The following is a 14,815-nucleotide window of genomic DNA, read 5'->3' as shown; positions in this document are numbered from 1 at the left end:
GTTCGGGGTGTTTGCGGTGGAGGGTGGGGATGGTGGTGGGGTTGTCGAGGGTGTGGTGCAGGAGGGTGGTGAGGGTGGGGTGGGGGCCGATCTCCAGGTAGGTGGTGGTGCCTTGGTCGTGGGCGGTTTGTAGGGCGTCGGCGAAGCGGACGGTGTGGCGTGCGTGGTCGACCCAGTAGTCAGGGGTGCACAGCTGGTCGGGGTCGGCGATCTGTCCGGTGAGGTTGGAGATGAGGGGGATGGTGGGGGGCTGGTAGTTCAGGGTGGTGAGGGTCTCGCGGAAGGCGCCCAGCATGGGTTCCATCAGTGCGGAGTGGAAGGCGTGGGAGACCTTCAGCCAGCTGTGGCGTATGCCCTGTCGGTGGAGGTGTTCGGCGGCTTGCTGCAGGGCGGTGCGGGGTCCGGACAGGACGCAGTGGGTGGGTCCGTTGACGGCGGCGATCTCCACGCCGTAGGTGTCCGTGAGGTCGGTGAGGTGGTGTTCGCTGGTTTGGACGGTGAGCATGGCGCCACCGTGGGGGAGTTGTCCCATGAGGTGGGCGCGTGTGGTGATGAGGCGGGCGGCGTCGGGCAGGTCGAGGACGCCGGCGATGTGGGCTGCGGTGATTTCGCCGACGGAGTGGCCTGCGACGAGGTGGGCTTGGATGCCGTGGGCGGTGAGGGTGCGGTAGAGGGCTGTTTGCAGGGCGAACAGTGCGGGCTGGGTGTATTCGGTGCGGTCCAGCAGGCCCGGCTGGCCCGGCCGGTCCGGTTGGTCTGGCTGGTCGGGGGTGAACATGACGTCGCGCAGGTTTTTGATGCCGCAGCGTTGTAGTTCTTCGCAGACTTCGTCCAGGGCGGCGGCGAAGTGCGGGTCTGCTGTGTAGAGCTGGTGGCCCATGCCGGGGTGTTGGGCGCCTTGGCCGGTGAAGAGGAGGGTGAGGCGGGGGTTGGGGTGTGCGGTGGCTTGGATGGCGTTGAGGGTGTGGAGTTTGGTGTGGAGTTCGGTGGTGGTGCGGCCGGTGATGACGGCGCGGTGTTTGAAGTGGGTGCGGGTGGTGGCCAGGGCGTGGGCGATGTCGTGGGGGTTGGCGTCGGTGTGGTGCAGCCATGAGTCCAGGCGGGCGGCCTGGGCGCGCAGGGCAGCAGGACTGTGGCCGGACAGCGGCCAGGCGATCACAGCCGGCGGCGCTTGAGTTGGGGTGGGTGCTTCGGCAGGCGCGGGTGGTTCTTCGATGATGGCGTGGGCGTTGGTGCCGCTGACGCCGAAGGCGGAGACGGCGGCGCGGCGCGGCCGGTCGGGGTCGGCGGGCCAGGGCTGGGCGTCTGCGAGGAGTCGCAGGGAACCGGTCTCCCAGTCGATCTTGGTGCTGGGGTGGTCGGCGTGGAGGGTGCGGGGCAGGGTGTTGTGCCGTAGTGCCTGGATCATTTTGATGATTCCGGCGATGCCGGCGGCGGCCTGGGTGTGGCCGATGTTGGACTTCAGCGACCCGAGCCAGAGCGGTGTTTGGCGTTTGGGGTGTCCGTAGGTGGCGAGCAGGGCGCCGGCTTCGATGGGGTCGCCGAGGGGCGTGCCGGTGCCGTGGGCCTCTACGGCGTCGATGTCGTCGGGGGTGAGGCGGGCGTCGGTGAGGGCCTCACGGATGACTTGTTGCTGGGCGGGTCCGCTGGGGGCGGTGAGGCCGTTGCTGGCGCCGTCCTGGTTGACGGCGGTGCCCCGCACCACGGCCAGAACGGGGTGGCCGAGCCGTTCGGCGTCCGACAACCGCTCCACCAGCAGCACCCCGACGCCTTCGGCCCACGCGGTGCCGTCGGCGGTGTCGGCGAAGGGTTTGCAGCGTCCGTCGGGTGCCAGCCCCCGCTGGCGGGAGAACTCGACGAACATGCCGGGTCCGGACATGACGGTGGTGCCGCCGGCGAGGGCGAGGTCGCATTCCCCACGCCGCAGCGACTGCACGGCCAGGTGCAGCGCCACCAGCGACGAAGAGCACGCGGTGTCCACGGTGAGCGCGGGCCCACGCGTCCCCAGGGCGTAGGCGATCCGGCCGGAGGCCACGCTGGCCGTGGTGCCGGTGAGCAGGAAACCCTCGTATCCGTCTGTTCCCTCGTGCAGCCTGGGCCCGTACTCCGGTGCGGCCGTGCCGACGAACACACCGGTCCGTCCGCCACGCAGAGACTCCGGCACGACCCCGGCGCGCTCCAGCGCTTCCCAGGAGGTTTCGAGCAGGAGTCGTTGCTGGGGGTCCATGGCGGTGGCTTCGCGGGGGCTGATGCCGAAGAACTCGGCGTCGAACTGGGCCGCGTCGTGGAGGAAGCCGCCGTGGCGGACGTAGCTCTTGCCGGGTGTGCTCGGGTCGGGGTCGTACAGGCCGTCCAGGTCCCAGCCGCGGTCGGTCGGGAACGTGGAGATGGCGTCGGTTCCGGAGGCCACCAGCTCCCACAGATCGTCCGGTGAGGTCACACCGCCCGGGAACCGGCAGCCGATACCGATGACGGCGATCGGATCACCCGCTTCCGCCTGCCCCGTCCGGCCGTTCACCTCCTGGTCGGCAGTGGACTCGCCGAGCAGCGTCTTCGCCAGGTGGTCGGCCACCGCCCGTGGCGTCGGCAGCTCGTAGACGAGGGTCGGATCGAGCGCGACTCCGGCGGCCGTACCGAGCAGACCGGCCAGTTCCACCGCCGTCATCGAGTCGAGGCCCTGTGAGGTGAACGGCCGGTCCAGGGCTACCTCGTCGGGACCGTCGAGTCCCAGGACACTCGCGGTGGTCTCGCCGACGAGCCGGACCAGAGCCTCGTACGACACCGGACCCGCCACCATCGCGGGTTGCGGCTCGGCGGCAGGACGAGCCGCAGGCGCATGATGCGGCGTCAGCCCCGGTGCCCAGTGGGTGCGGCGCTGGAAGGCATACGTCGGCAACTCCACCCGCCGCGGCCGGCTCGCTCCAGAGAGCACGGCCCAGTCGATGCCGTCAGTCCGCACGCCGACGGCCGCGATGGCCTGCGTGAGGGTTTCCGGTTCGGGGTGTTTGCGGTGGAGGGTGGGGATGGTGGTGGGGTTGTCGAGGGTGTGGTGCAGAAGCGTGGTGAGGGTGGGGTGAGGCCCGATCTCCAGGTAGGTGGTGGTGCCCTGGTCGTGGGCGGTTTGTATGGCGTCGGCGAAGCGGACGGTGTGGCGTGCGTGGTCGACCCAGTAGTCGGGAGTGCACAGCTGGTCGGGGTCGGCGATCTGGCCGGTGAGGTTGGAGATGAGGGGGATGGTGGGGGGCTGGTAGTTCAGGGTGGTGAGGGTGTCGCGGAAGGCGCCCAGCATGGGTTCCATCAGCGCGGAGTGGAAGGCGTGGGAGACCTTCAGCCAGCTGTGGCGCACGTTTTGTTCGCGGAGGTGTTGGGCGGCTTGCTGCAGGGCGGTGCGGGGTCCGGACAGGACGCAGTGGGTGGGTCCGTTGACGGCGGCGATCTCCACGCCGTAGGTGTGGGTGAGGTCGGTGAGGTGGTGTTCGCTGGTTTGGACGGTGAGCATGGCGCCACCGTGGGGGAGTTGTCCCATGAGGTGGGCGCGTGTGGTGATGAGGCGGGCGGCGTCGGGGAGGTCGAGGACGCCGGCGATGTGGGCTGCGGTGATTTCGCCGACGGAGTGGCCTGCGACGAGGTGGGCTTGGATGCCGTGGGTGGTGAGGGTGCGGTAGAGGGCGGTTTGCAGGGCGAAGAGTGCGGGCTGGGTGTATTCGGTGCGGTCCAGCATGCCCGGCTTGCCTGGCCGGTCCGGCCGGTCCGGCTGGCCCGGCCGGTCCGGCTGATCCGGGGAGAACATGACCTCGCGCAGGTCTTCGATGCCACAGCGTTGTAGTTCTTCGCAGACTTCGTCCAGGGCGGCGGCGAAGTGCGGGTCCGCCGCGTAGAGCTGGCGGCCCATGCCGGGGTGCTGGGCGCCTTGGCCGGTGAAGAGCAGGGTGAGGCGGCCGTCCGCGTCCGTGCTTCCGATCCGCACGCCCCGGGGAGTCTGCCCGGCGGCCAGTCCGGCGAGGGCCGAGGACAGGCGGTCCGGGTCCCCGCAGGGCACTGCCGCGCGATGCTCGAACCGGGTGCGGGTGGTGGCCAGGGAGTAGGCGATGTCCAGCGGGTCGGCGCCGGAGTCTTCCAGGTGTTTGCGCAGCCGTGCCGCCTGTTCCCGCAACGCCCGCTCCGAGCGGGCCGACAGCAGCAGCATCGGGGACGCGGAGAAGAGGCACCCATCCGCCCGCCCCGTGCCGGCCGGCTGCCCCACCCCGGGCGTCTCTTCCAGCACCACATGGCAATTGGTGCCGCCCATCCCGAACGCGCTGACCCCGGCGAGCAGCGGCTCACCCCCGGGGGCGGGCTCGAGTGCCGCGTGCGCCGTCTGCACCTTCAGCCGCAGCCGCTCCAGCGGTATCGCCGGATTCGGTGTCTCGAAGTTCAGGGACGCCGGCAGTGCCCGTTCGTGCAGGCACAGCGCGGCCTTGACGAACCCGGCGATGCCGGCGGCGCCTTCCAGGTGCCCGATGTTGGTCTTGACCGAGCCGACCAGGAGGGGCTTGTCCGCAGGGCGTCCGGTGCCGTACACCGTGCCGAGCGCCTGGGCCTCGACCGGGTCACCGGCGGGGGTGCCGGTACCGTGCAGCTCGACGAAGCGTACGTCCGCGGGACGTACCCCGGCCTGGTCGCAGGCCGCCCGGAGCACCGCTTCCTGGCCGGCGCGGTCGGGGACGGTCAGCCCAGGGCCACCGCCGTCGTTGCCGGTCGCGACGCCGCGTACGACGCAGTACACCCGGTCGCCGTCGGCCAGCGCGTCGGCGAGAGGCTTGAGGACGACGATGGCGCCGCCCTCGCCGCGTACGTAACCGTTGGCGCGGGCGTCGAACGTGTGGCAGCGGCCGTCGGGCGACAGGGCTCCGGCCCGTTCCATGGCGGCCGAACCCTCCTCGGCGAGGACCAGGTTGACGCCTCCGGCGAGGGCGATACCGGACGTGCCGCCGCGCAGGCTCTCCACCGCGAGGGCCACGGCGACCAGCGAGGACGACTGGCCGGTGTCGACCACCAGGCTCGGGCCGCGCAGGCCGAGGAAGTACGACAGCCGGTTGGCGATCATCGAGTGCTGGAGGCCGGTGGCGGTGTAGGTGTCTGTCGGGGCACCGGCGCGGTGCAGCAGCGTCGCATAGTCGTCGTTCATGGCGCCGACGAACACGCTCGCCGCCTCGCCGCGCAGTGACTCCGGCACGATCCCGGCGTCCTCCAGCGCCTCCCAGCCGAGTTCCAGCACCAGGCGCTGCTGCGGGTCGGTGGCGGCGGCCTCGCGGGGGGACATGCCGAAGAAAGCGGCGTCGAAGTCCGCGGGCGCGTCGATCGTGCCGCGCCGCCGGCCGTCGGCCGCCGGGACGACCGCGTCGGCCCCGCTGCTCAGCAGCTGCCAGAATTCCGCCGTTCCCGGTGCTCCCGGAAAACGGCAGGACATGCCGATGACAGCGATGGCATCGGACCGGTCTTCGCTTTTCTCCGCGTCCTGCGCCTTTTGCGCGGTGGCGTCACCATGCCCTGCCATGGAGTTCCTGCCTCCCCGATACACGCGCCACCGACAACAGCAGCGATCGGACAGTACTCAACAGCAAGGGGGAGGAGCGGGACAACGCGGCGGTGGCGAATATGTCAGGTCCCGGCGGGAGAGGACTCGGGACCGCAATTGTGTCAGGTCCGTCTTGGCGCGGGGCCGCACGGGTTCCTATGCTCCGCCAGCGTCGAGGGTCTTGAAAACTTTCCGCTAGGAGAATGCCGATGGTCGACAGCATGACCGGGCCGATGGAGCTCAGTAAGGACGCGAATGCCAAGGAGCTGCTCGACTGGTTCAGTCATAACCGGACCCACCATCCCGTCTTCTGGGACGAGGGCCGTCAAGCGTGGCAGGTGTTCCGGTATGACGACTACCTGACCGTCTCGAATCACCCTGAGTTTTTCTCGTCGGATTTCACGGAGGTCGCGCCGACCCCGCCCGAGCTGGAGATGATCCTCGGGCCCGGCACCATCGGCGCCCTGGACCCGCCCGCCCACGGCCCCATGCGCAAACTGGTCAGCCAGGCGTTCACACCCCGGCGGATGGCCGGTCAGGAGCAGCGGATCCGGGTCATCGCCGAGGAACTGCTGGACCGGGTGCGTGGCCAGAAGACCATCGACGTCGTCGGTGACGTCGCCTACACGCTGCCGGTGATCGTCATCGCGGAACTGCTGGGCATCCCCGCCAGTGACCGGGATCTGTTCCGGGAATGGGTCGACACCCTGCTCTCCAACGAGGGCATGGAGTACCCCAACCTGCCCGACGACTTCGCCGAGACGATCGCCCCCGCGCTGCGGGAGATGACCGAATATCTCCTGGGACACGTGCACGCCAAGCGGGAGAATCCATCCGGTGACCTGATCAGCGGTCTGGTCCAGGCCGAACAGGACGGGCGCCGTCTCACCGACCTGGAGATCATCAATATCGTCGCGCTGCTGCTGACCGCGGGGCACGTTTCATCGAGCACCCTGCTCAGTAATCTCTTTCTGGTGCTGGAAGAGAACCCGCAGGCATGGGAAGATCTGCGCGCCGACCGTGAACTGGTGCTGGGTGCGATCGAGGAGACGCTGCGCTATCGCAGCCCCTTCAACAATATCTTCCGATTCCTCAAGGAAGACACCGACATACTCGGCCCCACCATGCGGAAAGGGCAACTGGTCATTGCCTGGAGCCAGTCGGCGAACCGCGACCCCGAGCATTTCCCGGACCCCGACACATTCGACATCCGGCGTTCCGGCGGCACCCGGCACATGGCGTTCGGACACGGTATCCACCACTGTCTGGGTGCCTTCCTGGCCAGGCTCGAAGGCAAGGTGCTGCTGGAACTCATGCTGGAACGGATCGAGGGGTTCCGCATAGATCACGACAACGCCGGCTACTACGAGGCCGACCAGCTCACCGCGAAGTACCTGCCCGTCCACATCGAGTGGCGCTGACGAGAGCCCCCGGGCTTCGCGGTCCGGATGACGGTCGTGGAGCCGCGCCGCCTGAGAGGAGCGCCGCCATCGCTGAGAAGACAGCCGAGCCGTCCAACGCCCATCGGGTCGGCAGGATCAAGCCGTGCCGGCTGATCGGCCTCGAACAGCACACCGACCCAAGGGGCAGCCTTTCCGTTGTCGAGGCCGGCACGACCGTGGACTTCGCCATCGAGCGCGTCTACTACATGCACGGCCAGGACGAGTCCTCGCCGCCCCGCGGTCTGCATGCCCACCGCACCCTGGAACAGCTGGTGATCGCCGTGCACGGGTGGTTCTCGATCACTCTGGACGACGGCTTCCACAGCACCACCTACCGGCTCGACGAGCCGGGCGCGGGGCTCTACATCAGTCCCATGGTGTGGCGGGTCCTGAAGGACTTCTCCGCGGACTCCGTCGCCCTCGTGCTGGCCTCGCAGCACTACGAGGAGTCGGATTACTACCGCGACTACGACGCCTTCCTGCGCGACGCCTGGAGCCTGAAGTGACCGCACCCGCCCCTACCGTGCCCTTCGTCGACCTGAAGGCGGCCTACCAGGAGGTGCGGCCCGGCATCGACGCGGCCCTGGCCCGGGTCGCCGCGTCCGGGCGCTACCTGCTCGGCGCCGAACTGGCAGCGTTCGAAGCCGAGTACGCCGCCGCCTGCGGCAACGAACACTGCGTCGGCGTCGGCAGCGGGACCGACGCGCTGGAACTGGCGCTGCGCGCCCTGGGGATCGGCCCCGGCGACGAGGTGATCGTGCCCGCACACACCTTCATCGGCAGCTGGCTCGCCATCTCCGCCGCGGGGGCGCGGCCGGTGCCCGTCGACCCGGATCCGGACGGGCTGTCCATGGACCCAGCCCGCGTCGAGGCCGCCCTCACCCCGCGCACCAGCGCCGTGATGCCGGTCCACCTCTACGGCCATCCCACCGACCTCGACCCGCTGCTGGCCCTCGCCGAGCGGCACGGTCTGGCCGTCGTGGAGGACGCCGCCCAGGCCCACGGCGCCCGCTACCGGGGCCGCCGCATCGGCTCCGGCCATGTGGCCGCGTTCAGCTTCTACCCCGCCAAGAACCTGGGCGCCATGGGGGACGGCGGCGCCGTGGTCACCGCGGACGCCGCGCTGGCCGAGCGGATACGTGTGCTGCGCAACAACGGCTGCCGCGAGCAGTACCTGCACGAAGTGCGCTCCCCGCACTCCCGGCTCGACGAGTTCCAGGCGGCCGTCCTGCGGGCCAAGCTGCCGCACCTCGGCGCCTGGAACGCCCACCGGGTCCAGGTGGCCGGCCGCTACACCCGCGCCCTCGCCACCGTCCCCGGTGTCACCGTCCCGCCCCGCGCGCCCTGGGCGGACCCGGTGTGGCACCTCTACGTCATCCGCAGCCCCGAACGCGACGCGCTGCGCCGCAGACTCCACGCGGCCGGGGTGGAGACCCACATCCACTACCCCGTACCGCCGCACCGGTCGCCGGCCTACGCCGACGACCCGGCCGGCGGACCGGCGGGCACCCACCCCAACAGCGAACGCCTGGCCGCAGAGGTGCTCAGCCTGCCCATGGGCCCCCACCTGGGCGAGGACGCGGTCAGCGCCGTGGTGGACGCGGTGCGCGCCGCCGCCGAGGCGGCCGACGACAGGCTCCTGCCGGTGACGGAGCGGCCATGACCGACACCACGTCACGGCGTCCCGGCAGCGGCCGCGGCGTCAAGGGGATCATCCTCGCCGGCGGCGGAGGCACCCGGCTGCGGCCACTGACCGGCGTGCTGTCCAAGCAGGTGCTGCCCGTCTACGACAAGCCCATGATCCACTATCCGTTGTCCGTGCTCATGCTGGCCGGCATCCGCGAGATCCTGGTCATCTCCTCGCCCGAGCACCTCGACCTGTTCCGGCGGCTGCTCGGCGACGGCTCCCGGCTCGGCCTGGACATCGGCTACGCCGAGCAGCCCGAGCCCCGGGGCATCGCCCAGGCCCTCACCATCGGCTCCGGGCACATCGGCGACTCGCAGGTGGCGCTCATCCTCGGCGACAACATCTTCCACGGCCCCGGCTTCTCCTCGGTCCTCCAGGGCAGCATCCGGCACCTCGACGGCTGTGTGCTGTTCGGCTACCCGGTGAGTGACCCGTGCCGCTACGGCGTCGGCGAGATCGACGACCAGGGGCTGCTGCTGTCGCTCGAGGAGAAGCCCTCCCACCCGCGCTCCAACCTCGCCATCACCGGGCTGTACCTGTACGACAACGACGTCGTCGACATCGCCGCGGACATCAGGCCGTCCGCGCGGGGCGAACTGGAGATCACCGGCGTCAACCAGGTGTACCTGGAACAGAAGCGGGCCCGGCTGGTCGAACTGGGCCGCGGCTTCGCCTGGCTCGACATGGGCACGCACGACTCCCTCCTCCAGGCCGGCCAGTACGTACAGCTGCTGGGACAGCGCCAGGGCGTGCGGATCGCCTGCGTCGAGGAGATAGCGCTGCGCATGGGGTTCATCGACGCGGACGCGCTGTTCGCGCTGGGCCGGGAGTACGGCAACTCGACGTACGGCGCCTACCTGATGGAGGTGGCCTCCCGCACGGCCGACGAGGGCGGCCTCACCGACGGCTTCACGGAGGCCCGGCGACCGGAGAGCGCCCAGCGGACCTGGTGGCAGCCCCCGAGGAAAGGACGATGACCCCCGTGTCGACATCTGCGGATCTGCGTAACCTGTGCGACCTGTGGCTCCGCCGGTACCGTCCGAGCACCGCGCCCGTGGCACGGCTGGCCTGCTTCCCGCACGCGGGCGGCTCGGCGAGTGCCTTCCTGCCGCTGATCCGGGAGCTGCCCCAGGAGATCGAGGTGCTCGCCGTCCAGTACCCGGGCCGGCAGGACCGCCGGGCGGAGCCGCTGGTCGACAGCATCGAGCAGCTGGCCGCCCCGCTCGCCGACGTGCTCCAGGCGCAGACCGGGCCGCCCCTGGTGCTCTTCGGGCACAGCATGGGGGCCACCGTCGCCTACGAGGTGGCGCGCATCCTGGAACAGCGGGGTGCAGGGCCTGCCGCGCTGGTGGTCTCCGGCCGCCGGGCCCCCACCGTGAACACGGTCAGTGCGGTGCACCTGTACGACGACGACCGGCTCATCGAGGAACTGCGCTCCCTGGACGGCACGGACAGCAGCCTGCTCTCCGACCCCGAGTTGCTGGAGCTGGTCCTGCCCGCCATCCGCAACGACTACCGCGCGGTGGGGCACTACGTGCACCGTCCCGGCACGCCGCTGGCCTGCCCGCTGACCGTCCTCACCGGCGCCGACGACCCCAACGTGAGCGCGGCGGAGGCAGCGGCCTGGAGCCAGGTGGCCGCCGCCGACCCCCATGTGCACACCTGGCCGGGCGGCCACTTCTTCCTGTTCGAACGACCGGCGGAGGTCAGCGCGGCTGTCGTGGGCGCGATCGCTCCCGTACTCCCCCCGGGAACGCCGCCCCTGCCGCCGGGGCCCCCGGGACGCGGATACGGAACACCGGGGCCCTCGGCGGAAACGCCGCGGCCGGCGGCGGGGAACCCGGGGCCCGTGAGGGAAGTGGCGGCAATGCCGGGGCATTCGGCGGGAATCCCGGGACCCGCGAACGGAGCGCCGGGACACCCGGCGGGGCCGGCGAACGGAAGGGGGGCGCGGCGGCCGGAGCCTGGGGCCGTGTCCGGCGCCGACTACGTCGACAGGCGGCGCACGGCCGAGCGAGTGCGTGTGTCGGCCGACGCGGCCGACAGCCGGGTGCACCCGATGGCGGAGGTGCCCGGATGGCTGGACGGCTACGCGCGGGCCCACCACTTCCACGCCGAGCCGATCCCCTTCGACCGGCTCCGGCGGTGGTACTTCGAACCCGGCACCGGAGACCTGCGCCACGAGAGCGGCCGCTTCTTCGCCGTCGAGGGGCTGCGCACCGGCTCGGACAGCGACCCCGCCGACCGGGTGCAGCCGATCATCGCGCAGCCCGAAGTGGGGCTGCTGGGCATCCTGGCCCATGAGTTCGACGGAGTTCTGCACTTCCTGATGCAGGCCAAGCCCGAGCCCGGCAACGTCAACGGGCTGCAGCTGTCACCCACCGTGCAGGCCACCCGCAGCAACTTCGACGAGGTGCACCACGGCCGCCCGACCCCGTTCCTCGACTGGTTCATCCAGCACCCGGGCCGGCGCGTACTGGCCGACAGCATCCAGTCGGAACAGGCCGACTGGTTCCTGCACAAACACAACCGCAACATGGTCGTCGAGACCGACGCGGTGGTGGAGGCGGACGACGCCTTCCGCTGGCTGACGCTCGGTCAGATACGGCAGCTGATGCTGCGGGACGACCTGGTCAACATGGACACCCGCAGCGTCCTGGCCTGTCTGCCGACAGCGGGCGGGGCCTCCCACGGGGCCGGGACGCCGGACGGCGGGGAGGAGTTCGCGGGCGCGCTGCGCGATTCCTTCTACGGTGAGGCCGAGCCGCTGTACGAGCCGCACGCCATCACCGGCTGCCTCACCGACGTGCGGGCGCTGCGCATCCTGCGCCAGCAGAGTGTGCCGCTGGAGCAGGCCTACGCGCACGGCTGGGAGCGTACGGAGACCACGATCCGGCACCGCGACGGCCGGCACTTCGAGATCATGGCCGTCGAGGTCAACGCGGAGCGGCGTGAAGTGGCGTCCTGGACCCAGCCGTTGCTGCGGCCCTGTTCCCAGGGGCTGGTGGCCCTGATCACCCGCCGCTTCGACGGCGTGCTGCACGCCCTGGTGGCGGCCCGGTCCGGCGCCGGGACACTGAACGTGGCTGAGTTCGGCCCGAGCGTGCAGTGCAGGCCGGCCGAGTTGTCCGCAGACGCACCCCCCTACCTCGACTATGTCCGGGCCTGCGGGACCGACCGGATCCGATACGACGTGATCCATTCCGAGGAGGGCGGCCGGTTTTATCACGCGCGGAATCGCTACCTCGTGATCGAGGCAGGCGCGGAAATCCCGGCGGACTGTCCGCCCGGTTTCCGGTGGGCGACCTTCGGACAGCTCACCGAACTGCTTGCGCACGGAAATTACCTCAATGTCGAGCTTCGCACGCTCATCACCTGCGCACACGCGACCTACTAGACGAGGGCTCCCGGCACAGCTCGGTGGCCGTAGGAGATCGGTGAACGGCGCAGGTCAGCACCAGGACCCGCTGGACTGCCGCCCGGTTTTGAGCAGGGATTTCGCGCCTCCGCCCGCACGGCGGGGCCGGCCACGGTCCGGCGTCCGCCGCCGGCGCCGCGCCGCCCCCGCGGCCGCATCCCGTACCCCTGGGCTGCGGCCGCTTCGGCTTTTCCGCTGCCGCGGCTTGATTTCGTCTCCTCGGGCTGTGCGTGCTGGCAGCGAAGGTAAAGGGAGGTTAAGGTGTCGATCCGCCGGGATTCCTGTACGTAATGGCTGCGCTCCGGAAGCGCAAACCTAGGAGACGCATGGCTGAAAAGAGGCCAGGACGCGGGCACATGGCCGCAGCGCGTACAACCGGGGCGCAGTGGCGCAAAACCGCGCAGCAGTCGGGCCGGAGCGATGCCGGCCGCAGAAGAAGAGTTCACGGACAGAATTTCCTCATCGACCGCGAAACAGTACGGCGGTTTGTGCGTTTCGCCGATCCGGACCCGGGGGAGGTCGTTCTCGAGGTCGGTGCCGGTAATGGTGTGATCACGCGCGAGCTGGCGCGATTATGCCGACGAGTCGTGGCGTATGAGATCGACCGGCACTTCGCGGACCGATTACGTGAGGCGACCGCCGGGGATCCGCGGATCGAAGTCGTCGCCGGCGACTTCCTGAAGTCCTCGCAGCCCAAGGTCCCGTTCTCCGTGGTCGGCAACATCCCGTTCGGCAACACCGCGGACATCGTGGACTGGTGCCTGAACGCGCGGCGGCTGCGTACGACCACCCTGATCACCCAGCTCGAATACGCCCGCAAGCGCACCGGCGGCTATCGCCGCTGGTCACGGCTTACCGTGGCCACCTGGCCCGAGGTGGAGTGGCGGATGGGCGAGCGGATCAGCCGCCACTGGTTCCGGCCCGTCCCGGCCGTCGACTCCGCGGTACTGCGACTGGAACGACGACCGGTGCCGCTGATCCCGCCCGGTCTGATGCACGACTTCCGGGACCTGGTGGAGACCGGGTTCACGGGCAAGGGCGGTTCGCTGGACGCCTCGCTGCGCCGGCGCTTCCCGGCCCGGCGGGTGGCCGCCGCGTTCCGCAGGGCCCGCCTGGAGCAGGGCGTGGTCGTCGCCTACGTCACCCCGGGCCAATGGATCACACTCTTCGAGGAACTCCGCGGGCGCTGACGCACACGGCTGCGGGGCGCGCCCTCGGGCACGCCCCGCACCGGTCGTCCCGCGTCGGCTACGGAGTGCCGGACGGGGCGGGTTCGGACCTGGGTGTCGGGCCGGCGTCCGGGGCCCGCCGCGGCCGTCCCAGGGTTCGCATGACCGGCTTCTCCACGAAGAAGTGCAGCAACGCCGACAGCCCCAGCGCCAGCGCGAAGGCGAGCAGGGTCAGCCCGACGGCGGCCGGTGTGTCCCACTGCCGGTAATAGCCCTGCTTCCCGCCGGCGAAGCGGTGCCCGTACTGGATGATCAGGTAGTGGACGAGGTAGAAGGCGAAGGTGAGTTCCCCCAGCAGCACCATCGTCCTGGTCCCCAGCCAGGAGCGGACGCCGCGCACGTCGCCGAAGGCCACCGAGGCGAGCAGCAGCGCGATCACCGGGACGGTCACCGCGCCGGGGTCGTAGTGGTTCGGTACCGCGAACGTCACCGCGAACACCGCTGAGAACAGCGCGACGCAGGCCAGGGGGCGCGGGCCCCTCCAGCGTCCCCGGATCACGATCTGGGCCATGAGCATCCCGAGCACGAACTCCAGCAGCCGGACCGGCGGGAACATGTAGATGAACCACCACCGCAGCTGCGGCATGTCCGGGTCCCACGGCAGGGGCGGACTGGCCGGCAGCAGCAGTGCGACCAGGGGGATGGAGACGGCGGCCACGGACACCGCGGCGGCCCACCGCCACAGCCGGTCCGTACGGACCTTGGTGAAGAAGGCGAACAGGAACGGGAACATGGCGTAGAAGAACAGCTCGCAGGAGAGCGACCACGCCACCGGGTTCATGCTGCCGTACTCGTGGTGGTCGGGGAACCACGCCTGGATCAGCAGCAGGTTCGTGAGCAGTCCGTCCCACACCGATCGGCCCATGTTGGGCTCGTTGAGGGCCAGCACGATCAGCAGCGTCACCAGCAGCACGGGCAGGTGCAGCGAGTACGCGCGGACCGTGCGCCGCCGCCAGAAGTTCACCTTGGACTTGTCGGGCAGACCCGCCCAGGTGAGGACGAAACCGCTGAGCATGAAGAAGAACGAGACCGTCAGCGGGCCCAGCCGGTTCAGCGGGAACTGCAGCGCGGAATTGATCTCTGTGTTCTTGAAGAACGGCTGCGTCGATATATGGGAGGTGAATACCAGCAGAGCGGAGATGAAACGCATCCCGCCGAGCGCGGGAAGATGTTTCGGCAGGGGCATGGGTGACCTCGCGGCGGACGGGTGGGTGGGAGCAGATGTCTAAGGCACCGCGCGGCCGCCGGGCAAGGCGTATCTGACAAAGAGTGTGAGCCGTCGCGCAACGGTGGTGTGTTCCCACCGCTGCAGGGCCGGTGACGGTGGGTTCGTCACCGGGCGACGCGGATTTAATCATCCTGAAACGCCGATGAAGGCTCCTCGCGGCGTGAGGCGCGAGGTGTGCCCGAAGAATTGTGTGGCCTCGGCACCTGGATTTACGGAACGAATTAGCTGAGGCTGGCCAGCAGGTCTTTTCCAGT

Annotated in this window: 8 protein-coding genes; 6 read left to right on the top strand and 2 right to left on the bottom strand. The window is 70.1% G+C overall.

All coding sequences use genetic code 11. From position 1 onward, the window contains the following. Positions 1-5,449, bottom strand: a 5,449-nt coding sequence (locus IE212_RS27165; protein ID WP_444545059.1) for a type I polyketide synthase, incomplete at its 3' end; no start/stop codon positions are given. Between the two features lie 317 nt (positions 5,450-5,766). Between IE212_RS27165 and IE212_RS27160 the strand changes: the two genes are divergently transcribed. The 6 genes from IE212_RS27160 (at position 5,767) to erm (ending at position 13,294) form a co-directional block, all read left to right on the top strand. Beyond that, positions 5,767-6,978 (top strand): cytochrome P450, encoded by a 1,212-nt coding sequence (locus IE212_RS27160; protein ID WP_229864603.1) that lies wholly within the window; start codon positions 5,767-5,769, stop codon positions 6,976-6,978. After that, a complete protein-coding gene (locus IE212_RS27155; RefSeq protein WP_229864602.1) occupies positions 6,969-7,505 on the top strand; it encodes a sugar 3,4-ketoisomerase in 537 nt (178 codons plus the stop codon). Before IE212_RS27160 ends, IE212_RS27155 begins: the two co-directional genes overlap by 10 nt. After that, complete coding sequence (locus tag IE212_RS27150) at positions 7,502-8,662, top strand: DegT/DnrJ/EryC1/StrS family aminotransferase (protein ID WP_190200592.1); 1,161 nt, start codon at positions 7,502-7,504, stop codon at positions 8,660-8,662. The genes IE212_RS27155 and IE212_RS27150 overlap by 4 nt, the downstream gene beginning before the upstream one ends. Then, a complete protein-coding gene (gene rfbA, locus IE212_RS27145; protein WP_190200591.1) occupies positions 8,659-9,663 on the top strand; it encodes a glucose-1-phosphate thymidylyltransferase RfbA in 1,005 nt (334 codons plus the stop codon). Before IE212_RS27150 ends, rfbA begins: the two co-directional genes overlap by 4 nt. 5 nt (positions 9,664-9,668) lie before the next feature. Beyond that, positions 9,669-12,083 (top strand): alpha/beta fold hydrolase, encoded by a 2,415-nt coding sequence (locus IE212_RS27140; protein ID WP_190200590.1) that lies wholly within the window; start codon positions 9,669-9,671, stop codon positions 12,081-12,083. Between the two features lie 377 nt (positions 12,084-12,460). Next, a complete protein-coding gene (erm, locus tag IE212_RS27135) occupies positions 12,461-13,294 on the top strand; it encodes an ErmE/ErmH/ErmO/ErmR family 23S rRNA (adenine(2058)-N(6))-methyltransferase (protein WP_190200589.1) in 834 nt (277 codons plus the stop codon). Positions 13,295-13,352: 58 nt separating this feature from the next. Here the strand turns inward: erm and IE212_RS27130 are convergent, their stop codons facing one another. Then, a complete protein-coding gene (locus tag IE212_RS27130) occupies positions 13,353-14,519 on the bottom strand; it encodes an acyltransferase family protein (protein WP_190200588.1) in 1,167 nt (388 codons plus the stop codon). Between the last annotated feature and the right edge of the window lie 296 nt (positions 14,520-14,815).

Source organism: Streptomyces djakartensis (genome assembly GCF_014651075.1).
GTDB classification, from domain to species: Bacteria; Actinomycetota; Actinomycetes; order Streptomycetales; family Streptomycetaceae; genus Streptomyces; species Streptomyces djakartensis.
The sequence above is the reverse complement of the archived record's forward strand: the minus strand, read 5'-3'. Positions and strand labels throughout refer to the sequence as shown.

Coding starts and splice junctions, on each gene's coding strand:
- IE212_RS27160 (WP_229864603.1), top strand. CDS start 5,767: ATGGTCGACAGCATGACCGGGCCGATGGAGCTCAGTAAGGACGCGAAT.
- rfbA (WP_190200591.1), top strand. CDS start 8,659: ATGACCGACACCACGTCACGGCGTCCCGGCAGCGGCCGCGGCGTCAAG.
- erm (WP_190200589.1), top strand. CDS start 12,461: ATGGCCGCAGCGCGTACAACCGGGGCGCAGTGGCGCAAAACCGCGCAG.
- IE212_RS27130 (WP_190200588.1), bottom strand. CDS start 14,519: ATGCCCCTGCCGAAACATCTTCCCGCGCTCGGCGGGATGCGTTTCATC.